The organism is Pantoea sp. SGAir0184 (assembly GCF_043544755.1).
The window spans coordinates 2,905,516-2,930,075 of sequence record NZ_CP028050.1 but is presented as its reverse complement, the minus strand read 5'-3'; the positions used below and the strand labels follow the sequence as shown (position 1 = coordinate 2,930,075).

General features: G+C 60.0%; 23 protein-coding genes and 1 riboswitch. Of the genes, 15 read left to right on the top strand and 8 right to left on the bottom strand.

All coding sequences use genetic code 11. The features are described from left to right. Nucleotides 1–532: 532 nt before the first annotated feature. On the top strand, nt 533–2,554 hold the full coding sequence (gene uvrB / locus C1N60_RS13860) for an excinuclease ABC subunit UvrB (RefSeq protein ID WP_021508497.1): 2,022 nt from the start codon (nt 533–535) through the stop codon (nt 2,552–2,554). Nucleotides 2,555–2,584: 30 nt separating this feature from the next. Here uvrB and yvcK read toward each other — a convergent pair whose 3' ends face one another. Continuing rightward, nucleotides 2,585–3,487, bottom strand: a complete 903-nt coding sequence (yvcK, locus tag C1N60_RS13855; protein ID WP_125308377.1) for a gluconeogenesis factor YvcK family protein — start codon at nt 3,485–3,487, stop codon at nt 2,585–2,587. Between the two features lie 194 nt (nt 3,488–3,681). Then, a riboswitch (molybdenum cofactor riboswitch) is annotated at nt 3,682–3,818 on the top strand. On the opposite strand from yvcK, the gene moaA reads away from it, so the two are divergent. From moaA to C1N60_RS13820, 7 genes are all read left to right on the top strand, one after another. Beyond that, entirely contained in the window at nt 3,807–4,793 is a 987-nt protein-coding gene (gene moaA / locus C1N60_RS13850) for a GTP 3',8-cyclase MoaA (protein WP_021508495.1), read from the top strand. It overlaps the preceding riboswitch by 12 nt. Nucleotides 4,794–4,810: 17 nt before the next feature. After that, nucleotides 4,811–5,326, top strand: coding sequence for a molybdenum cofactor biosynthesis protein B (gene moaB / locus C1N60_RS13845; RefSeq protein WP_021508494.1), 516 nt, complete (start codon nt 4,811–4,813; stop codon nt 5,324–5,326). A gap of 2 nt (nt 5,327–5,328) precedes the next feature. Continuing rightward, nucleotides 5,329–5,814 carry a cyclic pyranopterin monophosphate synthase MoaC gene (gene moaC, locus C1N60_RS13840; protein WP_021508493.1) on the top strand — a complete coding sequence of 162 codons (486 nt, stop codon included), beginning with the start codon at nt 5,329–5,331 and terminating at the stop codon, nt 5,812–5,814. After that, nucleotides 5,807–6,052, top strand: coding sequence for a molybdopterin synthase sulfur carrier subunit (moaD, locus tag C1N60_RS13835; protein WP_021508492.1), 246 nt, complete (start codon nt 5,807–5,809; stop codon nt 6,050–6,052). Before moaC ends, moaD begins: the two co-directional genes overlap by 8 nt. 2 nt (nt 6,053–6,054) lie before the next feature. Next, nucleotides 6,055–6,507, top strand: a complete 453-nt coding sequence (gene moaE / locus C1N60_RS13830) for a molybdopterin synthase catalytic subunit MoaE (RefSeq protein ID WP_021508491.1) — start codon at nt 6,055–6,057, stop codon at nt 6,505–6,507. Nucleotides 6,508–6,589: 82 nt separating this feature from the next. Then, nucleotides 6,590–7,684, top strand: a complete 1,095-nt coding sequence (locus C1N60_RS13825) for a DUF1615 domain-containing protein (RefSeq protein ID WP_394520993.1) — start codon at nt 6,590–6,592, stop codon at nt 7,682–7,684. A 57-nt stretch (nt 7,685–7,741) separates the two neighbouring features. Next, nucleotides 7,742–8,449: a Bax inhibitor-1/YccA family protein gene (locus C1N60_RS13820; RefSeq protein ID WP_021508489.1), complete on the top strand. Its 708-nt coding sequence runs from the start codon at nt 7,742–7,744 to the stop codon at nt 8,447–8,449. Nucleotides 8,450–8,585: 136 nt separating this feature from the next. Here C1N60_RS13820 and C1N60_RS13815 read toward each other — a convergent pair whose 3' ends face one another. From C1N60_RS13815 to C1N60_RS13805, 3 genes are read right to left on the bottom strand one after another with little or no spacing between them, the layout of a single operon-like run. Further along, nucleotides 8,586–9,551 carry a lysylphosphatidylglycerol synthase domain-containing protein gene (locus C1N60_RS13815; protein ID WP_021508488.1) on the bottom strand — a complete coding sequence of 322 codons (966 nt, stop codon included), beginning with the start codon at nt 9,549–9,551 and terminating at the stop codon, nt 8,586–8,588. Further along, nucleotides 9,551–10,795, bottom strand: coding sequence for a cardiolipin synthase ClsB (clsB, locus tag C1N60_RS13810; protein WP_058757843.1), 1,245 nt, complete (start codon nt 10,793–10,795; stop codon nt 9,551–9,553). Before clsB ends, C1N60_RS13815 begins: the two co-directional genes overlap by 1 nt. Next, the gene (locus C1N60_RS13805) at nt 10,792–11,553 is read right to left on the bottom strand and encodes an endonuclease/exonuclease/phosphatase family protein (RefSeq protein WP_021508486.1); all 762 of its coding nucleotides are present in this window, start codon (nt 11,551–11,553) and stop codon (nt 10,792–10,794) included. The genes clsB and C1N60_RS13805 overlap by 4 nt, the downstream gene beginning before the upstream one ends. 176 nt (nt 11,554–11,729) lie before the next feature. Between C1N60_RS13805 and C1N60_RS13800 the strand changes: the two genes are divergently transcribed. The 4 genes from C1N60_RS13800 (at nt 11,730) to C1N60_RS13785 (ending at nt 16,109) form a co-directional block, all read left to right on the top strand. After that, complete coding sequence (locus C1N60_RS13800; RefSeq protein ID WP_021508485.1) at nt 11,730–12,122, top strand: YbhQ family protein; 393 nt, start codon at nt 11,730–11,732, stop codon at nt 12,120–12,122. A gap of 239 nt (nt 12,123–12,361) precedes the next feature. Next, nucleotides 12,362–13,768, top strand: a complete 1,407-nt coding sequence (gene rhlE, locus C1N60_RS13795) for an ATP-dependent RNA helicase RhlE (RefSeq protein ID WP_278706925.1) — start codon at nt 12,362–12,364, stop codon at nt 13,766–13,768. Between the two features lie 4 nt (nt 13,769–13,772). Next, nucleotides 13,773–14,735, top strand: a complete 963-nt coding sequence (gene dusC / locus C1N60_RS13790) for a tRNA dihydrouridine(16) synthase DusC (protein WP_031279875.1) — start codon at nt 13,773–13,775, stop codon at nt 14,733–14,735. Between the two features lie 174 nt (nt 14,736–14,909). Further along, nucleotides 14,910–16,109, top strand: coding sequence for an MFS transporter (locus C1N60_RS13785; protein WP_222951147.1), 1,200 nt, complete (start codon nt 14,910–14,912; stop codon nt 16,107–16,109). Here the strand turns inward: C1N60_RS13785 and C1N60_RS13780 are convergent. Further along, entirely contained in the window at nt 16,093–17,700 is a 1,608-nt protein-coding gene (locus C1N60_RS13780; RefSeq protein ID WP_338670395.1) for an inorganic phosphate transporter, read from the bottom strand. The genes C1N60_RS13785 and C1N60_RS13780 overlap by 17 nt on opposite strands. A 166-nt stretch (nt 17,701–17,866) precedes the next feature. On the opposite strand from C1N60_RS13780, the gene C1N60_RS13775 reads away from it, so the two are divergent. Then, entirely contained in the window at nt 17,867–18,892 is a 1,026-nt protein-coding gene (locus tag C1N60_RS13775; protein ID WP_058775307.1) for a transporter, read from the top strand. Nucleotides 18,893–19,015: 123 nt separating this feature from the next. Here C1N60_RS13775 and C1N60_RS13770 read toward each other — a convergent pair whose 3' ends face one another. Together C1N60_RS13770 and C1N60_RS13765 are read right to left on the bottom strand one after the other, a co-directional pair. Beyond that, complete coding sequence (locus C1N60_RS13770; protein ID WP_058775308.1) at nt 19,016–20,128, bottom strand: L,D-transpeptidase family protein; 1,113 nt, start codon at nt 20,126–20,128, stop codon at nt 19,016–19,018. Nucleotides 20,129–20,327: 199 nt separating this feature from the next. Further along, entirely contained in the window at nt 20,328–22,142 is a 1,815-nt protein-coding gene (locus tag C1N60_RS13765) for a glycoside hydrolase family 15 protein (RefSeq protein WP_394520992.1), read from the bottom strand. 118 nt (nt 22,143–22,260) lie between these two features. Between C1N60_RS13765 and C1N60_RS13760 the strand changes: the two genes are divergently transcribed. Then, nucleotides 22,261–23,040: an SDR family oxidoreductase gene (locus C1N60_RS13760; RefSeq protein ID WP_394520991.1), complete on the top strand. Its 780-nt coding sequence runs from the start codon at nt 22,261–22,263 to the stop codon at nt 23,038–23,040. On the opposite strand, the gene C1N60_RS13755 is transcribed toward C1N60_RS13760, so the two are convergent. After that, entirely contained in the window at nt 23,037–23,612 is a 576-nt protein-coding gene (locus tag C1N60_RS13755) for a DedA family protein (protein ID WP_021508476.1), read from the bottom strand. The genes C1N60_RS13760 and C1N60_RS13755 overlap by 4 nt on opposite strands. A gap of 164 nt (nt 23,613–23,776) precedes the next feature. On the opposite strand from C1N60_RS13755, the gene C1N60_RS13750 reads away from it, so the two are divergent. After that, nucleotides 23,777–24,364 (top strand): Yip1 family protein, encoded by a 588-nt coding sequence (locus tag C1N60_RS13750; RefSeq protein ID WP_021508475.1) that lies wholly within the window; start codon nt 23,777–23,779, stop codon nt 24,362–24,364. Nucleotides 24,365–24,560: the final 196 nt, after the last annotated feature.

Sequence of the window (24,560 nt, the reverse complement as noted above, 5' to 3'; positions counted from 1 at the left end):
AAAAGAATAGTTAAAGCCGCACGGGATGATGGAAAAATAATCGCAAAAAAAATTTTTTCGCACGGCAGGATAAGCGAGGGGAAAATTATACACAGCCGATGGACGTGGGGCTGGATTCAGTTATCCACTATTCCTGTGGATAACCTTGTGCATTAGCGACTGAAAACCGGGCGCAAGCGAGGAAATACGCGGGTTGCATACATAATGCTGCGAAACTGGGCTTTTGAGTCAATCTCTTTTAAATCAGCAGGTTATTTAAAAGCAAGCCTGAGAATTGTCTGGCTTGTCATCAGACTGCAATTTAATGACGCTCTATTGACAATTGTTAAAAGCGTTGCTCGTCTGGGGATAACCTTGCGCAACAAACGCTTCCGGATTACCGCATAAATTACGCTGAAGCGAATCGCGGCATCTCCCCATCATCGTGCAGCATATCTGTAATTATATCCAGTATTTTTTTCTGGCAAAATCGCCATAGCAGAGTAGAATTACCAGCCTGCCCGCCGACTTCTTCAGCAGGAACCGTAATACCATGAGTAAAGCCTTTAAACTCAACTCCGCTTTCAAACCTTCAGGCGATCAGCCTGAGGCGATTCGTCGCCTTGAAGAAGGGCTGGAGGATGGACTGGCGCACCAGACGCTGCTGGGAGTTACCGGTTCAGGAAAAACTTTTACCATCGCCAACGTCATTGCCGATCTCAACCGGCCGACCATGGTAATGGCACCGAATAAAACGCTGGCGGCACAGCTGTATGGTGAGATGAAAGAGTTCTTCCCGGATAACGCGGTCGAGTTCTTCGTCTCCTACTACGACTACTATCAGCCGGAAGCCTACGTGCCCAGTTCGGATACCTTCATCGAGAAAGATGCGGCGGTAAACGAGCACATCGAGCAGATGCGTCTCTCTGCCACTAAAGCGATGCTGGAGCGCCGCGACGTGATTGTGGTGGCGTCGGTTTCTGCTATCTACGGCCTGGGCGATCCCGATCTCTACCTGAAAATGATGCTGCATCTGACGCGCGGCATGATCATCGACCAGCGCAGCATCCTGCGCCGCCTCGCAGAACTGCAGTACACCCGCAACGATCAGGTTTTCCAGCGCGGCACCTTCCGCGTGCGCGGCGAAGTGATCGATATCTTCCCGGCGGAATCCGATGACATTGGTCTGCGTGTAGAGCTGTTTGATGAAGAGGTTGAGCGCCTGTCGCTGTTCGACCCGCTGACCGGCCAGGTGATCTCGGTGATTCCGCGTTTCACCATCTACCCGAAGACGCACTATGTGACGCCGCGCGAGCGTATTCTGCAGGCGATGGAAGAGATTAAGGATGAGCTGGCGGTGCGGCGCAAAGTGCTGCTGGAGAACAACAAACTGCTGGAAGAGCAGCGCATCACCCAGCGCACCCAGTTTGACCTCGAAATGATGAACGAACTCGGCTACTGCTCGGGCATTGAAAACTATTCGCGCTATCTCTCCGGGCGCGGACCGGGCGAGCCGCCGCCGACGCTGTTTGATTACCTGCCGGCGGATGGCCTGCTGGTGGTCGATGAATCCCACGTGACTATTCCGCAGATTGGCGGCATGTATCGCGGTGACCGCGCGCGTAAAGAGACGCTGGTGGAGTACGGTTTCCGCCTGCCGTCGGCGCTGGACAACCGTCCGCTGCGCTTTGAAGAGTTTGAAGCGCTGGCACCGCAGACCATTTACGTCTCGGCCACGCCAGGTAACTACGAGCTGGAGAAATCGGGTGGCGACGTCATCGATCAGGTGGTGCGGCCTACCGGTCTGCTCGATCCGATCCTTGAGGTGCGTCCGGTGGCGACCCAGGTCGACGATCTGCTGTCGGAGATCCGTAAGCGCGTCGAAATCAACGAGCGCGTGCTGGTCACCACGCTGACCAAGCGCATGGCCGAAGACCTCACCGAGTATCTTGAAGAGCACGGCGAGAAGGTGCGCTATCTGCATTCCGACATTGATACCGTTGAGCGTATGGAGATCATTCGCGATCTGCGTCTCGGGGAGTTTGACGTGCTGGTGGGGATCAACCTGCTGCGCGAAGGGCTGGATATGCCGGAAGTGTCGCTGGTGGCGATTCTTGACGCCGATAAAGAGGGCTTCCTGCGCTCCGAGCGCTCGCTGATTCAGACCATCGGACGCGCGGCGCGTAACGTCAACGGCAGAGCGATTCTCTACGCAGATAAGATCACGCCGTCGATGGCGCGGGCGATGGAAGAGACCGAGCGCCGCCGCGAGAAGCAGCAGCGTTATAACGAAGAGCGGGGCATTGTGCCGCAGGGCCTGAACAAGAAAATCACCGATATTCTTGAGCTGGGCAAAAACGTGGTGAAAACGCGCGGCAAAGGCAAAACGGCTTCACGCACTGCCGCCGAGGCTGAGGCCAGCTATCTGGCGCTCACGCCCCAGGCCATGCAGAAGAAGATCCACGAGCTGGAAGGGCAGATGCAGCAGCACGCGCAGAACCTGGAGTTCGAAGAGGCCGCGCGGGTGCGCGACCAGCTGCACGAGCTGCGTGAACTGTTTATCGCCGCCTCTTAATGTGAAACCGGCGGTCGCGTTGCGCGCCGGCTAAACCGCCTGAATGGCATGTTCCAGCGCGCGGCGCAGCAGCTGGCGGTCGTGACGATAGCGGATATCGGCGGCTTCCAGCGGTTCGCGCACGATCAACCGATCAGTGACGCCGCGCGTGTCTGCTGACGGGCCGACCACTACAGCGTCAATCACCCGTTTGCCAATGGCTTTTTCCATCATCGCCAGCTTGTCGGCGACCGTCAGGCTGGCCGCCGCCGGACTCAGTTCGCGCCCGAGATTTCCGATGAACACCATGGTGGCGGGCGTCCGGCGCAGCGCGCGTGCCATCTCCTCCATCAGCAGAATCGGCATCAGGCTGGTGTAAAAGCTGCCGGGACCAATCAGGATCAAATCGGCCTCGGCGACGGCGTCCAGCGCTTCACGCGTCGGCACCACATTGGGGTGCAGCATCAGCTCTTCCGGCGCCTGCTTCATTTCGTCAATCGCCGTTTCACCGTACACCATATTGCCTTCGCTATCCTGCGCGACCAGGTCCACCGGCTGCTCTGACATCGGAATCAGAAACGCATCCACCTTCAGCAGGTTGCGGATAATGTTGATGGCTTCCAGCGGACGCACGCTGAGATGATCGAGCGCTTTCAGGATCAGATTGCCCAGATTATGCCCGGCCAGTTCGCCGTTGCCGGTAAAGCGATACTCGAACATGGCAGAGGCCACGCTGGGTTCGGTGATCAGCTGATTAATGCAGTTGCGCATGTCGCCCCAGGCAATGCCGCCTTCTGAACGGCGTATGCGGCCGGTGGATCCGCCGTTGTCGGTGGTGGTGACGATGCCGGTCAGGCGTGAGCCCAGCGGCGCCAGCGCCGACATCACGCGGCCAAGGCCGTGGCCGCCGCCGAGTGCCACCACGCGATCTAAATCTGCCAGGGTACGATTCATGCTGCTCCTTAAAACGCCGCACGTGAGGTGCAGACGGCGTTCAACTGATGTGTATCAATATCTGTCGCGCATTTTACCGTATCCTGTCGCGAAAATGCGGTGAAATAACGTTATGTATCAATATATATAGCGATAAATGCCGATGGATGCGAGCGTCAAATCGCGCTACCATTTGCTTTAACCGTGTTGTCCACAATGACAACAGACTCCCAAGCCTTGCGTTCCTAAGTCGTGTGATATGGATGCCTGGCCGCAGCCGCGAGCTGCCAGGGTGCAGAAAGAAATGACTGCATCTCCCGTACTTTGGAAAGGTGTTCAGGTGCCACAATTTACAGATGCCTATGCGCGCAGCTTTTATTATCTGCGCCTGTCGGTCACGGATGTGTGTAACTTCCGTTGTACCTACTGCCTGCCCGACGGCTACCGGCCGAACGGCGTGCACAACAAAAGTTTTCTCTCGCTGGATGAGATTCGTCGCGTGACGCGTGCCTTTGCGGCGGCGGGCACCGAAAAAGTGCGCCTGACCGGCGGCGAACCCTCGATGCGGCGCGACTTCACCGATATCATTGCCGCCGTGCGCGACAACGCGGCAATCCGCCAGATCGCCATGACCACCAATGGCTACCGCATGGCGCGCGACGTCGGCGCCTGGCGTGCGGCAGGCCTCACCCATATCAATGTCAGCGTCGACAGCCTCGACGCACGGCAGTTTCACGCCATTACCGGGCAGAACAAGTTTCATGAAGTCATGGCGGGGATTGATGCGGCCTTTGATGCCGGTTTCAGCACCGTCAAAGTCAACAGCGTGCTGATGCGCGACGTCAACAGCCACAGTCTGGAGACCTTTCTGGCGTGGATCCGCACCCGGCCGATTCAGCTGCGCTTTATCGAGCTGATGGAAACCGGCGAGGGCGGCGATCTGTTCCGCCGTCATCATGTGTCCGGCGAGGTGATCCGCGATCAGCTGATCATGCAGGGCTGGCAGCGCCAGCCGCGCGGGCGCAGCGATGGCCCGGCCCAGGTGTTCCGCCATCCGGATTATCAGGGTGAAGTTGGCCTGATCATGCCGTATGAAAAAGATTTCTGCGCCAGCTGTAATCGCCTGCGCGTATCGGCGATCGGTAACCTGCATCTGTGCCTGTTTGGCGACGGCGGCGTACCGCTGCGCGATCTGCTGGCCTCCGACGATCAGCAGGCCGAGCTGCAGGCGCGCATCGCTCACAGCCTCGGGCAGAAAAAGCAGACGCATTTCCTGCATCAGGGCAATACCGGCATCACGCAGAATCTCTCCTTCATTGGTGGCTAAACACAGGAGTTACGGCCATGGGTAAACCTTCCGGCGATTTTGTCGCCTTAAATGCGGCGGTGATGACCGTCTCTGACAGCCGCGACGCCAGCAGTGACAGCTCCGGCGACTATCTGCGTGAGGCGCTGACTGAAGCCGGGCATCAGGTGGTCGATCACGCCATTGTTCCGGACAACCGTTATCGCATCCGCGCCACGCTGTCGCGCTGGATCGCCAGTGAAGATGTGCAGGTGGTGCTGATTAACGGCGGTACCGGCTTTAACAGTAAAAACAGTACGCCGGAAGCGCTGCTGCCGCTGCTGGATCGCGAAATTGACGGCTTTGGCGAACTGTTTCGCATGATCTCCTACGAGGAGATTGGCAGCGCGACGCTGCAATCACGCGCGGTGGCCGGTCTGGCCAACCAGACGCTGCTGTTCGCCGTGCCGGGCTCAACCGGCGCCTGCCGCAGTGCATGGGAGCGGATCATTGAAGCCCAGCTGGATGCGCGTACGCGTCCGTGTAATTTTGTCTCACATTTGAAGAAGTTATAAGCATGTCCTCGTTAACCCATATCAACGCGGCCGGCGAAGCCCACATGGTGGACGTCTCCGGCAAAACTGACACCGTGCGAGAAGCGCAGGCGGAAGCCCTGGTGCTGATGCAGCCGGCCACGCTGCAAATGATCCTCGACGGCAGCCATGACAAAGGCGATGTTTTCGCCACCGCACGCATTGCCGGTATTCAGGCGGCGAAGCGCACCTGGGAACTGATTCCGCTGTGCCATCCGCTGATGCTGAGCAAAGTCGAGGTGACGCTGGTGGCTGAGCCGGAGCACAGCCGCGTACGCATTACCTCGCGCTGTCGCCTGAGCGGCAAAACCGGCGTGGAAATGGAAGCGCTGACCGCCGCCTCGGTCGCGGCGCTGACCATCTACGACATGTGCAAAGCGGTGCAGAAAGATATCGTCATCGACCAGCTGCGGCTGCTGAGCAAAAGCGGTGGTAAATCCGGTGATTTCCGGGCGGTGCGCCATGATTAAGGTGCTGTTTTTTGCCCAGGTGCGCGAACTGACCGGCACCGCCGCGCTGGATCTGGCGGCAGAGTATGCTGACGTCGCCACATTGCGCGCTGCGCTGGCGCAGAAAAGCGATCGCTGGGCGCTGGCGCTGGAGTCCGGCAAGCTGCTGGCGGCGGTGAATCAGACGCTGGTGCCGATGAACCATCCGCTGCGCGCCGGCGATGAAGTGGCGTTCTTCCCGCCGGTTACCGGAGGCTGAGCATGACAACCCGAATTCGCGTCGGCAGCGCGCCGTTTAACGTTGGCGACGAGTATGCGCTGCTGGCGGCACATGACAGCGACGGCGCGGTCGTCACCTTCACCGGCAAAGTCCGCAACCACAATCTCGGCGACAGCGTGGCCGCGCTAACGCTGGAGCACTATCCGGGTATGACGGAAAAAGCGCTGGCAGAGATTGTGGCGGATGCGCGTCAGCGCTGGGCGCTGCAGCAGGTGACGGTGATTCATCGCGTAGGCGAACTGTTCCCCGGTGATGAGATCGTGTTCGTTGGCGTCAGCAGCGCCCATCGCGGCAGCGCCTTTGCCGCCAGTGAATTCATCATGGATTACCTGAAAACCCGCGCGCCGTTCTGGAAGCGCGAAGCCACTGCGCAGGGCGATCGCTGGGTCGATGCCCGCGACAGCGACCATCAGGCCGCTGAACGCTGGAACTAGCGCGCAAAATCCGCCCGCGCTGATAGCCGCCAGACCACGAAAACGGTAAGGTACGGTTTTTGCTGGCTTATCAGGGAGCAGGATGAACACCAACACGATATTACGCGGCGCAGCGCTGCTGGCTGCGCTGGTGCTGGCCGGATGCAGCACCAAAAAGGAGCCGCAGCTGCCGGCCCGCCAGCCCGCTGACGTGAAAGCGCAGATTCAGCAATTGCTGCCCGCCCATATGACGCAAAAATCGGCCTGGGCCGACGACATCTACACCGCGCTGCGCGTGCAGCACATCGACGCCAGCGCCAGCAACATTTGCGCGGTGATCGCCGTGACCGATCAGGAATCTAACTTCAGCGCCGATGCTACCGTGCCGGGTCTGCCAAAAATCGCCTGGGCGGAGATTGACCGCCGCGCCGCCAGCGTGCACGTGCCGGCGTTTCTGGTGCGCACCGCGTTACTGATCAAATCCTCTAACGGCGAGAGCTACGCGGCGCGTCTCGATAAGGTGCACAGCGAGAAAGAGCTGAGCGCCATTTTCGATGACTTTATCGATATGGTGCCGATGGGGCAGAAGCTGTTCGGTAATCTCAACCCAATCCACACCGGCGGGCCGATGCAGGTCAGCATTGCCTTTGCCGAAGCGCATGCGCAGGGCTATCCATACCCGATTGACGGTTCGATCCGGCGCGAAGTGTTTAGCCGGCGCGGCGGTATCTACTTCGGCACGCTGCACCTGCTGGGTTATCCGGTGGACTACAGCCAGCCGCTGTATCGCTTCGCCGACTTCAACGCCGGCTGGTACGCCAGCCGCAACGCCGCGTTCCAGGCTGCGGTGGCGCGTGCCAGCGGCATCAAACTGGCGCTGGACGGCGACCTGATCCGCTACGGCAGCGAACAGGCGAGTGCCACCGAACTGGCGGTGCGCACGCTGGCGAAGCAGCTGGACATGAGCCCGCGGGAAATTCGCCGCGATCTGGAGAAGGGCGACAGCGAAAGCTTCAGCGACAGCACGCTGTGGAAACAGACCTTTATCCTCGCCGATAAGATGGCGGGAAAACGTCTGCCGCGCGAAGTGCTGCCGGGCATTAAGCTGGAGAGCCCGAAAATTACCCGTAATCTCACCACCGCGTGGTTTGCCCAGCGGGTTGACGGGCGATATCAGCAGTGTATGACGCGCCGTTGACGATCGGTGGTGTACACTTCACACTGACGTTATCAGTAACTTTTAAAGAGGTGCATCATGGATCGATATCCACGTAATGGTTCAATCGTGCAGCAGGCTTCGACCGGGCTGCAAACCTATATGGCGCAGGTGTATGGCTGGATGACCTGCGGCTTACTGCTGACGGCGTTTGTGTCGTGGTTTGCCGCGCGCACGCCTGCCGTCATGGAGCTGGTGTTTGCCAATCGCATCACCTTCTTCGGCCTGATTATCGCGCAGCTGGCGCTGGTATTCGTGCTTTCCGGCATGGTGCAGCGCATGAGCGGCGCCGTGGCGACCGGGCTGTTTATGCTCTATTCCGCGCTGACCGGGCTGACAATGGCGAGTATTTTCCTTGTTTATACCTACTCGTCGATCGCCAGTACCTTCTTCGTTACCGCGGGCATGTTTGGTGCCATGAGCTTTTACGGCTACACCACTAAACGCGACCTGAGCCGCTTCGGCAGTCTGCTGTTTATGGCGCTGATCGGCATTCTGCTGGCGTCGCTGGTGAACTTCTGGCTGAAAAGCCCGGCGCTGATGTGGGCGATTACCTATATCGGCGTGGTGGTGTTTGTGGGCCTGACGGCTTATGACACGCAGAAGCTGAAAGCCATCGGTGAGGGCATTGATGTTAACGATAAAGAGAATCTGCGCCGCTTCTCCATCATGGGCGCGCTGACGCTGTATCTCGATTTCATCAACCTGTTCCTGATGCTGCTGCGGATTTTCGGTAACCGTCGTTAACAGTAACCAGCCATTAAGGCTGTGAAAATAATCGCGCCGCTACGGCGAGGTGAACGGTCTGTACTTATCAGCCCGTTTCACCTTCTCCGTAGCGGCGTAATGTATTAAGCGTTATTCAGCCTCCACCTGGCACGCCTTATCGCGCCGCCATCTTGCGCTCATTCTTCTGCCGTAAATGCTTCGCGCGGCTCTCCAGCCACAGATACAGCACCAGTGCCAGCAGCAGCGGCAGAATAAAATAGAGCACGCGATAAGCCAGCAGCGCGGCGATAATCTCACCGTGCGAGGCATGCTGGCCGCTGAGCAGCGCAAGGAACACCGCTTCCAGCACGCCAATGCCCGCCGGAATATGAATAATCACCCCGGCAATACTGCTGATTAACAGCACCCCCAGCACGATGGGATAATCCACTTCACGCGCCAGCAGCAGCCAGATAATGGTGCCCATCACCATCCAGTTGGCGCAGGAAACGGCAAACTGAAACAGCGCCATGCGCAGCGAGGGCAGTTGCAGATGCTGGCCCTTCACCGTCCAGCGGCGCTTCTTCGCGAAAGCACAGGCCCACAGATAAACCGCCACCATCGCCAGCAGGACCGCACCAATCACCCGTAGCGTGCCTTCGCCGATGAACCAGCCGGGCGGAATCGGCACCATACCGGCGACAAACACTACGCCGCCCAGCAAAATGTAGCCCAGCCAGTTGGTGGCAATACTCAGTGAAAAGATGCGCGTGATGGTGCCGCCGGGCAGGCCGAGGCGCGAATAGAGACGATAGCGCATCGCCACACCGCCCACCCAGGTGCTCAGCGTCAGGTTAAAGGCGTAACAGATGAATGACACCAGCATCACCTGACGTTTCGCCAGTTTATGCCCGCAGTAGGCGCGGCCAATCAAATCGTACAGACCGTAGGTGAGGTAGCTCACCACCACTAACGCGGCGGCGCTCAGCACCACGTAGCGGTTATAACCGACGATGACCTTGTACACGTCCTCCCAGTTCACCTTGCGTGCGTAAACCACCAGCAGCACGATCACCGCAATGAAGAACAGCCAGGTAAGGATTTTTTTCGCTAACTGCCAGCGCGGGTTCTTTTTGCTCATCAGGGTTTCGCTCCTTCGTTATCGGCTTCAACCCGGTCCTGGGTTTCCATTTCCGGCTGCACCGGCGGATCGACCTGAGACAAATGGGGCGTATGGGCAGGCAGCCAGCCGGCGATGGCCGGGAAATGGCGCAGGAAATGGAACACGATGACGCTCTTGGTCAGCTGCCACCAGGTGCGCGGCGGCAGCTTGTCTTCATCGACGCGCACGCAGTCCGCAGCCAGCAGCTGCTCAAGGTTATCGCGCAGCGTCTGGTTGAAGGCGTGGTCGTGAATGATCAGGTTGGCTTCGAGATTCAGCGACAGGCTGAGCGGGTCGAGATTGCTGGAACCGACCGTTGACCACTGCTGATCCTGCACCGCCACTTTGCCATGCAGCGGGCGACGGCAGTATTCGTAAACTTCAACGCCAGCATCCACCAGATAGTTGTACAGCAGCTCGGCACCGACTTTGACAATCGGCATGTCCGGTTCACCCTGCACAATCAGCCGCACGCGCACACCGCGCTGGGCCGCGCTGCGCATTTCCCGCAACAGGCGATAGCCGGGGAAAAAGTAGGCGTTGGCGATAATCACATCCTGCTTCGCCTTGCGCAGCATATCAAGATAGTGCTGTTCGATGTCGTCGCGGTGCTCATCGTTATCGCGGTAGACAAACAGCACCTGCGCATCGCCGGGCAGGGCGTTCACCGCCAGGCGCTGGGAGCGCGCGCCCCACCAGCGGCGCGTTACCTGTTCGCTGCCGATCGCCTGCTGTACATAGCGTGCGATGTCCAGCACCACCGGTCCTTTCACCTCCACGGCGTAATCCTGCTTGGCTTCCGGCCCGTAATCGGTGTTGTGCTCGGCGGAGAAATTGATACCGCCGACAAACGCAATCTCCTCATCAATCACCACAATTTTGCGATGCAGACGGCGGAACACGTTGGTGCGCATGCCCATCACCAGCGGGCGCGGATCGTAATAGATAAAGCGCACGCCTGCTTCGGTCAGGCTGTTGATGTACTGAGTGGAAAGATCCGGTGAGCCGTAGCCATCCACCATCACTTCCACCTTAACACCGCGCTGCGCGGCGGCCAGCAGATCGCGGTGCAGCGCCTTACCAACCTCATCTTCAAACAGGATAAACGTCTCCAGCAGCAGCGTACGCTGGGCGCGCTGAATCGCGCCGGAGACGCGTGGAAAGAATTGATCGCCATTCTCCAGCAGCCGCAGCTGGTTACCTTCGCGCCAGCTGAAATTCATAGAAAGATCTCCACGGCCAGCGGGGCGTGATCGGACAGATGTGACCAGGGTTTCACCGGCAGCGCCCACGGCTGGCTCACCGATGCATTACGGATATAGATGCGATCGAGACGCAGCAGCGGAAAGCGCGCCGGGAAGGTGCGCGCCGGGCGACCGTTTTTCATGCTAAACACCTCCTGCAGACCGGCTCCGCGCTGTAAGAATCGATTAGCGCGTACCTGCCAGTCATTAAAATCGCCGGCCACCACCAGGGGCGCATCCGGTGGTAGCGACTCAATCAGTTCACACATCATGCGCATCTGCGCCAGACGGTGCTTCTCTTTCAGGCCGAGGTGCACGCACAACGTGTGAATCGGTTCCGGCCGATCCGGCAGGCTGATCTGGCAATGCAACATGCCGCGTTTCTCACTGCCGGCGACAGAAATATCGCGGTTTTGGTATTCGGTGATCGGAAAGCGTGACAGTATCGCGTTGCCATGATGGCCCTCGGGATAGACCGCGTTGCGGCCGTAAGCGAAATCGTGCCACATGGTGTCGGCAAGGTATTCGTAGTGCGAATTTTCCGGCCAGTTTTCAATGTGTGCGGAGTGGATGGCGTGCGTGCCCATCACCTCCTGTAAAAAGACGATATCCGCCGAAGTCGCGCGCACTGCGTCGCGCAGTTCCGGCAGGATAAAGCGACGGTTAAAGCTGGTGAACCCCTTATGGGTATTGATCGTCAGGACTTTAAATGAAGATCCTTGCGTGTTTTGTGGCATACTGCGACGCGCTCCTTTTCATCATCAACAGAACAAAGTGTAGTCTTTGTCACAAATGGGTGGTGCTGGAGACAGAAAATTAGGGTGTTATCCGAAATTTGCTTTACATTGAGGAAATCCGTCTGGCTGTGGTCAGATACACTTGGGCGACCTGTTGGGTCTGCCAGGAGAAGAGAATGAAATGGTCTAATCGTGTTCAGATTGTTACCGGTCAAACCTGCCTGCATATTGCGACCCACCTGCTGGTGATCGCGGCACTGGTGTGGGGCTGGAAACATAAGGCACTGGTCGAAGTGAGCAGTACCCTGGTGGCAGCTTATGCGCTGGTGTTCATCACCATGCTGGCCCTGCAGCGTAGTGCCCGTTTGCGCCGCTTTGGTGACTCTCTGGAAGAAGTGACGACGACATACTACTTCGGCGCGGCGATGCTGACGCTGTTCCTGATTTCACGCTTCATCCACAACAATCTGCTGATTGGTTGTCTGGGCGTGGTAATGCTGGTGGGCCCGGCGCTGGTGTCGCTGCTGGCCAAAGAGCCACCGCAACGCGTACAGAAAAAACGCAGCTAAGCGGACGTGCCAGCAAGAAAAGAGGAGCCCACTGCGGCTCCTTTTTTATGCGCTACCGCGTAGCGGCCCATCACCCTCACGTTTTGCTGGTCGCGGTTCTTGCGGAAAGCTGCTACACTGCCGCTCTTACGCATGGTAGTTTGTGCCCTTTTCACACGCAGGCCTTGAGGCTGCGTCATATCCCTCCTGAAAACTACATCGCGCAGCGCGATCAGGGCGGTTCGGAGTAATACACCTGCATGTCTTTTGACTCTCTCGGCTTGAATGCCGATATTTTGCGTGCGGTAGCAGAACAGGGCTACCGTGAACCGACGCCAATCCAGCGTCAGGCGATTCCCGTGGTGCTGGCCGGTCGTGACCTGCTGGCGAGCGCCCAGACCGGCACGGGTAAAACCGCCGGTTTCACGCTGCCTCTGCTGCAGCGTCTGTCAGAAAAACCGGCAGCGGCGCGCGGTCGCCGTCCGGTACGTGCGCTGATCCTCACTCCAACCCGTGAACTGGCAGCGCAGGTTGGCGAAAACGTACGTGAATACAGCCAGTACCTCAATATGCGTTCGCTGGTGGTGTTCGGCGGCGTCAGCATTAATCCGCAGATGATGAAACTGCGCGGCGGCGTCGATGTACTGATCGCCACGCCGGGGCGTTTGCTCGATCTGGCGCATCAGAACGCGGTCGATCTGTCGCAGGTGGAAATCCTGGTGCTGGACGAAGCGGATCGCATGCTCGACATGGGCTTCATCCACGACATTCGCCGCGTGCTGGCAAAACTGCCGGCCAAACGGCAGAACCTGCTGTTCTCTGCCACCTTCTCGGACGAGATCAAAGCGCTGGCGGAAAAACTGCTCACTAACCCGGAACAGGTGGAAGTGGCACGCCGCAACACCGCTTCCGAGCAGGTGTCGCAGCAGGTGCATTTTGTCGATAAGAAGCGCAAACGGGAACTGCTGTCGCTGATGATTGGTCGCGACAACTGGCAGCAGGTGCTGGTGTTCACCCGCACCAAGCACGGTGCTAACCACCTCGCTGAGCAGCTCAACAAAGATGGCATCACTGCCGCCGCCATTCACGGCAATAAAAGTCAGGGCGCGCGTACCCGTGCGCTGGCCGACTTCAAAACCGGCGGCATTCGCGTGCTGGTGGCGACGGATATTGCCGCGCGCGGTCTGGATATCGAAGAGCTGCCGCACGTGGTCAACTACGAGCTGCCGAACGTGGCGGAAGATTACGTGCACCGCATCGGCCGTACCGGTCGTGCCGCGGCCACCGGTGCTGCGCTGTCGCTGGTGTGCGTGGACGAGCACAAGCTGCTGCGTGATATCGAGCGCCTGCTGAAGCGGGAAATTCCGCGCATTGCGCTGCCGGGCTTTGAGCCGGATCCGAGCATCAAGGCGGAGCCGATTCAGAATGGCCGTCAGCAGCAGCCACGCGGACGTGGCCAGGGCCGCGCGCCGGGGCAGGGTACTGACGCACCGCGCAGCCGCAGCGGCGGCAATGGTCAGCGTGCCAGCGCCGGTAACGGCGGCGCGCGTCCACAGGGCGAGGCGCGTGCACCGCGTCGTCCGGGCAACAACGGCCCGGCGGCAGGCAACGCGGGTAAACCGGCGCGCTCACGTCGTCCGGCAGCGAAGAGCAACGGGAACGCGTAACGGTATGCGGGTTTTACTGGCGCCTATGGAAGGCGTACTGGATTCGCTGGTACGTGAACTGCTCTCCGGTGTGAATGACTATGACCTGTGCGTCACTGAGTTTTTACGCGTGGTTGATCAGCTGCTGCCGGTAAAATCCTTCTACCGTTTGTGTCCGGAACTGCACCATCACAGCCGGACGCCCTCCGGCACACGCGTGCGCATGCAGCTGCTGGGCCAGTATCCTGAGTGGCTGGCAGAAAACGCCGCACGCGCGGTGGAGCTGGGCTCGTGGGGCGTTGACCTCAACTGCGGCTGCCCGTCGAAGCTGGTGAACGGCAGCGGCGGCGGTGCGACGCTGCTGAAAGATCCGGAGCTGATCTATCGCGGTGCCAGAGCGATGCGCGAGGCGGTGCCCGCTCATCTGCCGGTCACGGTGAAAGTGCGGCTCGGCTGGGACTCGGGCGCGCGGCGTTTCGAGATCGCCGATGCGGTGCAGCAGGCCGGTGCCAGCGAGCTGGTGGTGCATGGCCGGACCAAAGAGGACGGCTATCGTGCAGAGAGCATCAACTGGCAGGCGATTGGTGAGATTCGCCAGCGTCTGACAATTCCGGTGATCGCCAACGGCGAAATCTGGAACTGGCAGGATGCGCAGGATTGCCTGCGCATTACCGGCTGCGACGCGGTCATGCTCGGGCGCGGCGCGCTCAATGTGCCTAACCTGGGGCGCGTGGTGAAATACAACGAAGCCCCGATGCCGTGGTCGCAGGTGGTTGAGCTGCTGCTGCGCTACACCCAGCTGGAAAAGCAGGGTGATACCGGCAATTACCACGTTGCGCGCATCAAGCAGTGGCTGGGCTATCTGCGCAAAGCCTACCATGAGGCCGACGGCCTGTTCAGCGAGATCCGCACGCTGCGTGTCTCCGCCGAGATCGCCAGCGCCATCGAACGCCATGCCGCACGCATGGCCCAGGTGTCCTGCATCTGAACCTGAGCGGTGGTACCTGAACCGTCAGGTCCGCCGTGTTAACGGGCAAGCCAGCGATCACCACGCGAGAGTGTGCGCTGCCGCCATGTTTTATAACAAAAAAAGCCGCGATCCTTAGTCTGCTAACCGGTATAGTGAACCTTCGCTTTCACCACGTTTCTGACGCCATCTTCCATGTCTGACGCCGCTGTACTGAGTAATGCTCAGTTAAATAAACGCATCCTCTCCGTCATCGTTTTCACCTTCTTTTGCTACCTGTCCGTCGGGTTGCCGCTGGCGGTGCTGCCGGGGTTTGTGCATAACCAGCTGGGCTTCAGCTCGTTTATCGCCGGGCTGATCATCAGTCTGCAATATTTCGCTACGCTGCTCAGTCGCCCGCACTCTGGACGGCTGGCCGATCGTTACGGCCCGAAACGCGTGGTGATGATGGGGCTGGTGTGCTGCGGCATGAGCGGCGTGCTGTCGATCATTGCCGCGCTGTGCAGCGGTGCGCCGCTGCTGAGCCTGACGCTGCTGGCGCTGGGGCGGCTGTTTCTCGGCGTCGGGGAAAGCTTCAGCAGTACCGGCTCGACGCTGTGGGGCATGAACATCGTTGGCCCGCGGCAAACCGCGCGGGTCATTTCGTGGAACGGCGTGGCGACTTACTTTGCCATGGCGATTGGTGCGCCGCTGGGCGTGCTGCTGAATCAGATTTTTGGCATCAGCGGCTTTGCTGGCCTGGTCGCTCTGATGGGGGCGATCGGCTTCTGGATGGCCTCCGGCAAGCCGGCGGTCAGCGTCAGCGCCGGCGTGCGCATTCCGTTTCATCGCGTGGTCAGCCGCGTCTGGCTGTTTGGCCTGGCGCTGGGATTTGGCACCATCGGCTTTGGCGTGATCTCCACCTTCATTACCCTCTATTTCGCCAGTCGCGACTGGAGCGGCGCGGCGTTCGCGCTGACGCTGTTCAGCCTCGGCTTCGTGCTGGTGCGGCTGGCGTGCGGGCGCTATATCACGCGCTTCGGCGGGCTGCAGGTCTCGCTGATCTCCTTCGTGCTGGAGGGCGCCGGTCTGCTGCTGATCTGGCAGGCGGACACCAGCTGGCTGGTGGATATTGGCGCCTTCCTCACCGGCGGCGGTTTCTCACTGGTGTTCCCGGCGCTGGGCGTGGAAGCGGTGAAGCGGGTACAGCAGCAGGATCAGGGATCGGCGCTCGGTACCTATTCGGCGTTTCTCGATTTGGGGCTGGGGTTGACCGGACCAGTGGCGGGGCTGTTAATCGGCCACTGGGGCATGCAGTCGGTGTATCTGGCGGCAGCACTGATGGTGCTGGGCGCGTTCCTGATTACACTGCGCCTGCACCAGCAGTCTTCAGAGCCTATCAGGCCAGATGAATAAACAGCGCATACAGCAGCCCTGACAGCAGCACCGATACCGGCAGCGTCAGCACCCACGCCAGCGCCAGATTACGCAGGGTGGCGAGCTGCAGGCCGGATCGGTTGGCCGCCATGGTACCGGCCACGCCGGACGACAGCACATGGGTGGTCGACACCGGCAAACCAAAGGCATCGGCTGCGCCAATGGTGGCCATCGCCACCAGCTCCGCACTGGCACCCTGCGCATAGGTGAGATGGGTTTTGCCGATGCGCTCACCCACCGTAACCACAATCCGGCGCCAGCCGACCATGGTGCCGAGACCCAGCGCAATCGCCACCACCACTTTGACCCACATCGGGATAAAGCGCGTAGCCGCGTCCAGCTCGTGCTTCACCGCCGTCAGGTTACGCGCCGTCTCTTCCGGCAGCGCGACGTTGGCCGATTGCAGATGCTTGATGGTCTCCGAGGCGAGATACATATCGTTGCGCGTGTTGGTGACCGCCTGCGCCGGAATATTTTCTACCGAACCGTACTGGCGAATCTGTTCGCCGATATCGCCGAGCATTATGCCAAGCGCCGGCAGCACCTGCGGCCGGTTCTGGCTGGTGCGCACATATTCCGTCAGCACCTCACGCGCTGCCGGCATCGCGGCGGGCGGCGGCTGCAGCGTCAGCAGCTGCTGTTCGGTGACCTGAGTTAACGCCGCCACGCGCGGAATTTGCTCCGGCGGCAGCGAGCGGTTGAGCGCATAGGCGATCGGCATGGTGCCGACCAGGATCAGCATAATCAGCCCCATGCCTTTCTGACCGTCGTTCGAGCCGTGGGCAAACGAGACGCCGGTACAGGTGAGGATCAGCAGACCACGAATCCACGCTGGCGGCGGCTGATTACCTTCCGGCGCCTGATACAGCTGGCGATTGCGTACCAATGCCTTCATGGCCAGCAGCAGCACGGCGGCGCAGATGAAGCCAATCACTGGCGACAGCAGCAGGGCGTAACCGACTTTAACCGCCTGATCCCAGTCGACGCCGCTGGTGCCGCTGCGGCCGTGCAGCAGCGCATTCGCCACGCCCACGCCAATAATCGAGCCGATCAGCGTGTGCGAAGAGGAAGAGGGCAGGCCGAAATACCAGGTGCCGAGGTTCCAGACAATCGCCGAGCACAGCAGCGCGTACACCATAGCAAAGCCGTGACCGCTGCCCGCCTGCAGAATCAGCTCCACCGGCAGCAGCGAAATAATGCCAAACGCCACCACGCCGCTCGAGAGCAGTACGCCAAGGAAATTACACAAGCCGGACCACACCACCGCCACGCCCGGCGACAGCGAGTGAGTGTAGATCACCGTGGCGACGGCGTTGGCGGTATCGTGGAAGCCATTAACAAACTCGAAGCCGAGCGCAATCAGCAGCGCCACGCCGAGCAGCAGGAACGGCGTATAGCTGGTGACGACCGCGCCGGTCTCTTCTACGTCGTTAAACAGGTTGATGCCGGTAAAGAGCAGCCCGGCCACCAGCAACAGTAGAAAGAGCACGCGCGACGCGCGACCGCTGCGCGGGTGCAGATTGGGCCGTCCGCGGGCGGACGATGATGCAGGGAAACTGTTTTCAGCCATAACACACCCCCCGGGGTGAATTAACGATGCACGAATGGCACCCGTTAACTGCAGTGTGATACGGGTTTTGTATGACAGAATGATGATGCCAGCACGGGCTGTCATCATGCTGTAACAGACCTGTCGCAGGCTGTGGATCTGACCGCTCTAGGATCTTCACGCCGCTATGCTCCAGCCTGTCCTGCCGCTTGCCTCGCTGCCCGACTTCAACAACGAAGTCGCCGGACTGATTCACGGTTACCTGTTCAACCCGGATGCGCCGCCACAGCGGCTCAACGCGCGCGAGGCCGCGCAGCTGGCGCGGCACACCTTACCCGACGGCTGCTTTCTCTGGCTGCACATTAACCTGAATCATGCCCGCGCCGAGCGCTGGGTTCAGGACCACTTCAGCGTAGATGACGATTTTTTCGATGAGATTCATTCGGCCTCACCGCGCACCCGGCTGGCGCAGCAAAACGATGCGCTGCTGGCGGTGCTGAATGACGTCACCTTCAGTAAAGAGGAGCGCAACACGCAAAATGCGACGCTGTGGATCTGGTGCCGGCCGCAGGTGATGGTCAGCGCGCGCTATCGCCCGGTTGGCATGATTGAACGTATGCATCAGCAGATTGATCGGCTGTGCTTCAGCGCGCCGGATGCGATGCTGCTGTGGCTGCTCGGCGAACAGGAAGTGCAGCTGGAGCAGGTGGTGCGGCGCTCCAGCCAGGCGGTGGATGCGATAGAAGAGCGGCTGCTGAGCGCGGCGATCAAAGCCAACCGCAGCGAGCTGGGCCATCTGCGCCGCATGCTGCTGCGCGTCCAGCGGCTGCTGGCGCCGGAGCCGGCCGCGCTGTTTCGCCTGCTTAACCGGCCGCCAAACTGGCTCAACCGGGAACCGCTCAGTGAGCTGCGGATTTTCACCGAGGAGTTCAGCGTGGCGCTTAACGATCTTGCCAGCCTGATGGAGCGCATTCGCCTGCTGCAGGAGGAGATCGCTGCCCGCCTGATGGAGCAGAGCAACCGAACGCTGTTTTTGCTCACCTCAATCACCGTGCTGGCGCTGCCCATCAATATCGTAGCCGGTTTTTTTGGCATGAATGTGGGCGGCATTCCGCTGGCGAACAATCCGCACGGCTTTCTGCTGTTAGTGCTGGTGGTGCTGGTGTTTACCCTGGTGGCGGGCTGGCTGGCGTTACGCCGACCGCACGATTGAGCGCGCAACTGCACCGCGACACAACCGCACAATGATCTGCAGGGGCGCAACTGATGGCGACCCCGGCGATCGGGCAATAAAAAAGCCAGCCCTGCGGCTGGCTTGATCATCGACAGCAAACCCTTACAGGCTGTTGCCGTTGCTGGCAGGCTGTGCCGGCGCGGCCTGCTCAACCGGGGCGGCTTCAGCGGGCTGCTGCGCATCGGCCTGTGGCGCGACGGCGGTGGCACCCTGCGGCGTCATCGGCTCTTCTTTCGGCATCGCGTCAGAAGACTCTTGTACCATCACCGGCGCAGGCTGGGCTTCGCCCGGCTGACCGTTGATTTTGGTCGGCATACCGGTACGTGCCTGGATGGCGTTGTTCACGGCATCCTGATTGGTGCTGGCATCGGCCACCACTTTGGTCACGGCGGACGTCAGGCTGATTGGCACCAGTTCACGTGAGTTGAACTGCTCTTCGGTGGTCGACAGCGGATTGTGAACCTCGATGTAGCGCGAACCGTCTGGCTCAACGGTGGCTTTTACCGGCTGGTCAATGAACTGGACGCGCGTACCGACCGGCACGTTGTCGAACAGCCATTTGATGTCGTCCGCACGCAGACGCACGCAGCCGTGGCTCACGCGCAGGCCGATACCAAAGTTGGCGTTGGTGCCGTGAATCGCATACAGACGGCCAATGTACAGCGCGTACAGGCCCATCGGGTTATCCGGACCTGCCGGGAACACGGCCGGGATGCTCTCGCCGCGCGCCGCGTACTCTGCGTGCATCGCTTTGGTTGGCGTCCAGGTTGGGCCATTCTTCTTGCGCTCAACCGCGGTGGTCCAGTTAACCGGCGTATCTTTACCCAGCTCGCCGATACCGATCGGCAGCACCACGACAGTTTTGGTGCCTTTCGGGTAGTAATAGAGACGCATCTCGGCGCTGTTGATCACGATGCCTTCACGCGGTGCGTCAGGCAGAATCAGCTGCTGCGGGATCACCATTTTAGTGCCTGCTTTCGGCAGGTAAACGTCCACGCCCGGATTGGCTTCCAGCATGTTGCTGAGGCCCATCTGGTACTGCGCCGCAAACGCTTCCAGCGGCAGTTTGCTGTCGTCTGGCACGGTGATTTCAATATTTTCGCCAATCAGGCGGCTATTCGCTGGAGGCAGCGGATAGACGACTGCAAAGGCCGACTGGCTGAACGCCGCCAGTACGAGGGCGAGTGAAGCGAACGCGCGAATGCTTTTTTTCATGTTTTTACAAGTCGTTATGGCCATTTTCATGGCTTGTCAGTGTGTCGAACCCATCAGGGTCAGAATAACCCGCTGCGCATTATATGTGCATAGGCGCAATGATGGGAATCAGGATTTTCGCTGGTTGAAGATACTTTACGCAAAACGCGGCGTTTCACAGACTATTCTCTTTGCCACGCCGCCCAAAATGTGAATTTTCTTACGGTTGCCACAGCGTCACTTCGCCGCTCAGTTTACGGTTGAGGAAAAACGCGGCACTGATCAACGCCAGATGGGTCAGCGCCTGCGGCATGTTGCCCAGCGCGTTGCCGTGCGAGGTAAACTCCTCGGCGTACAATCCCAGCGGATTGGCGTAGCTCAGCAGCTTTTCAAACTCGAAGTGCGCCTCATGCACCCGCCCGGCGCGCGCCAGACACTCCACATACCAGAACGAACAGGCGGCAAACGCGCCCTCGCCACCGGTCAGCGCATCGGCGGGCGTCTCACTGATGTTATAACGCCGCACTAAACCGTCGCTCACCAGATGGGTTTTAATGGCATCCAGCGTGGCGATCCACTCCGGATCGGTCGAGCTGACAAAGCGCACCAGCGGCATCAGCAGCATCGACGCATCCAGGTATTTACCGCCGCGCGTGGCGGTGAAGTGGCCGAGTTCATCGTTCCAGAAGTTCTGCCAGATGTCGTCGCGGATCTCACTGCGCACCCGATCCCAGCGATCGTACGGCATCGGCAGCGAACGCTTCATACCCAGCCGCAGTGCGCGGTCTAGCGCCACCCAGCACATCAGGCGCGAATGCAGAAAGTGCTCCGGCTCGCCGCGCATCTCCCAGATACCGGCGTCCGGCTGGTTCCAGTTAACGCAGACGTAGTCAATCATGCTGGACACATGGCGCCAGCCGCGTTGCGAGATGGCTTCGCCGTATTTATTGGCAAGGTAGACCGCATCCATCAGCTCGCCATAAATATCCAGCTGCGTCTGGCGCCAGGCATCATTGCCGATGCGCACCGGGCGCGAGTTGGCGTAACCGGAGAGGTTGAGCAGTTCGGTCTCGTGCAACTCGGTGCCGCTGTCGAGACGGTACATCACCTGCAAATGCGGCGTATCGTCGTGGCTGTGCTCAACGCAGCGGCCGACCCAATGGGTGAAGTCACGCGCTTCTTCCACATAGCCGAGCCGCATCAGCGCGTACATGCTGAACGAGGCATCGCGGATCCACGAGGCGCGGTAATCCCAGTTACGCTCGCCGCCCAGCTCTTCCGGCAGGCCAAAGGTGGCGGCAGCCGCAATCGAGCCGTGCTGGTGCGAGGTGAGCAGCTTGAGCGCCAGCGCCGAGCGCGTCACCATCTCGCGCCAGCGGCCGCGATAGGAGCTGTGACTGCTCCAGCGCCGCCAGTAATCCACCGTATCGCGAAAGCAGCGCTCGGTCGCGATATGCTGCACCTGCGGATCGTCATCGTTGCCAAACACAAATTCGGCGTGCTCACCGGCCTGCAGGGTAAACTGCGCCACCGCGCTGTCCGGTTCGCGCGTCATCACCACCGTGGCGCTCAGGCGCAGCGACGGCTGGCCTTCAGCGACAAAGGCGATGCCGCCGGGGCGCGTCTCCGTGCGCGTTTCCGCACGGGCATAGTCGTGACGCGGCGCGCAGCGCAGATCAAAGGTGGCGGTGCCGCGGATCATTTTTACCCGCCGCACCAGGCGCGGCACTTTGCTGCGCTCGTCGCAGATCGGCATGTAATCAGTGATTTCCGCCACGCCGGCCTCATCAAGCCAGCGGGTTTGCAGAATGTTGGTATCGGGCAGGTAGAGCTGCTGCTGGCGCGCGTTTTGCCACTGCGGTGCCAGCGAAAACAGGCCGGCTTCGTTGCTGTCGAGCAGGGCGGCAAACACGGAGGGGCTATCGAGTTCGGGCCAGCAGAGATAATCAATGGTGCCGTCGTTCGCGATCAGGGCACAGGTGCGTAAATCACCGATGACGCCGTGGTCGTCAATTCTGCGTTTAATCTTGCTCATCCTGCCTCCTGAACGCTATCCGATTGTTAACTATAGACGAAACGGCAGAATCGGCTGCGACGTGGCACAGAACGATAACTTCTATACTGTGAAGACACCCATCAGGCAGGAGAACGTTATGACACTGGGCAAACAGAAAGTCGCCGTAGTGACCGCTTCAGATTCGGGGATTGGACGCAGCTGCGCCTTAATGCTGGCTGAGGCCGGCTACACAGTCGGCATTACCTGGCGCTCGGATGAAGAGGGCGCGCAGGAGACCGCGCGGCTGGTGGAGAGTAAAGGCCAGCAGGCCCAGGTGCGGCAGCTCGATCTGTCCGATCCGCAGGCTGGCGGGCAGCAGCTGGCGCAGCTGATCAACTCGCTGGGTCGCATTGATGTGCTGGTGAACAATGCCGGCGTGATGACCAAAGCCGATTTTCTCGATGTGAGCTTTGAGGACTGGCGCAAAGTCTTTACCGTTGACGTTGACGGCGCCTTTGTCTGCGGGCAGATTGCCGCGCGGCATATGGTCGATCAGGGCGACGGCGGGCGCATCATCAACATCACCTCGGTGCATGAGCATACGCCGCTGCCGGATGCCGCTGCCTATACCGCAGCCAAACATGCGCTTGGCGGGCTGACCAAATCAATGGCGCTGAGCCTGCTGCCGCACCACATTCTGGTGAATGCCGTGGCGCCGGGCGCTATTGCCACGCCGATGAACGACATGAGCAACAACGAGGCGCACAGCCGGCGCATGCCGGAAATCCCGATTGGCCGCCCTGGCGATACGCGCGAAATCGCCAGTCTGGTGGCGTGGCTGTGCTCGGAATGGGCCACTTACACCACCGGGCAGTCATTCGTGGTCGACGGCGGCTTCATGCTGGCCAACCCGCAGTTCAAGGGTTACCACAGTTAACCGGCGCGGCGGCGGTTCCAGCGGCGAATCACAAAGCGCAGCACGATGCCGAACACAATTGCCGCCGCCAGCCAGATGAAGTGCTTGAGGTGCTGATCAAGCTTGTGCAGCCACGGCGTAATAATTTCACCGGCGAAGTAGCCGAGGGTGACAAAAATCAGCGCCCACAGCGCGGCGCCAATGACGTTAAGCACGAAAAAGCGCAGCGGCTTAAGACGGCTGGTGCCAATAATAATCGGTCCAATCAGGCGAAAGCCGTACATGAAGCGCACGCCAATCACAAACAGGCTGGGGTGCTTCTGAATCAGCCGGTTAGCTTTTTTAATGGTGTCCTGATGTTTGCGGAAGCGCCGCAGAATGCGCGTGCCATAGCGGCGGCCAAGCCAGAACAGCAGCTGATCGCCAATAATGCCGCCGCCCATCGCCGCCAGCACCACGCCGCTGAAGTGCAGCAGGCCCTCGTGCGCCGCGACGCCGCCCAGCAGGGTAAAGGTTTCCCCTTCGGCAATGCAGCCAATCAGCAGCGCCAGGTAACCGTACTGGGTGATTAATCCATTGATATCGATATGCAATTGCTCCTCCCTGGGTAAGCGATACAGCTAACAGTCTAGCTGGCTGCGGCTTTTTTTGTGCCGCTGGCCGCAAAAACAGCCGCGCCGATTATACTTGAACTGAAGCTGCCTGCATTGGACAGCCTGATCGCTGGGGCAGCCCGTCGCATCAGAGGAGTGATTGTATGAATCATGTCTGGGGTCTTCTGGCGCATCCCAATCAGGAGATGCGTGATATCAAGCAGGAAAACGAGAGCGTTTCGCACCACTACACCCATCACGTTCTGCTGATGGCGGCGATCCCGGTGATCTGCGCCTTTATTGGCACTACGCAGCTGGGCTGGAATCTGGGCGAAGGGCAGTTCGTGCAACTCAACATGCTGACCGGTATTGGTCTCGGCATTCTGTTTTACCTGATCATCTTAGGCGGTGTGGCGGTGATGGGCCGCGTCATTCACTGGATGGCGCGCGACTATCCGCAGCGTCCCAGCATCCAGCGCTGTACCGTGTTTGCCGGCTATGTGGCGACGCCGCTGTTTATCAGCGGGCTGGTGGCGCTCTATCCGCTGGTGTGGCTGTGCGTGCTGGCCGGAGCGTTAGCGCTGATGTACACCGGCTATCTGCTGTACGTCGGCATCCCGGTATTCCTCAACATTGACCGTGAAGAGAGCCTGCGCTTCTCCGGCTCGACGCTGGCGATTGGCGTGCTGGTGTTCGAGGTGCTGCTGGCGCTGACGGTGATTCTGTGGGGTTACGGACCACGCTTGTTCTGACCGTGATAGGGGTCAGGTCGTCAGCCATGGCGACCTGACTGATCCCGCTGCGCCTGGCAGTGTCTGTCATGCCCGCCTTTTTTAACGCCCGGAAACAATCTCCCTAAGAAATTTCTCAGACGAGCGCGTATGATAGCGCAGCCAGCCCGCGTCGCATCAGGCCTGACGCCGGCGGCCTGTGTTACAACACAGCGCA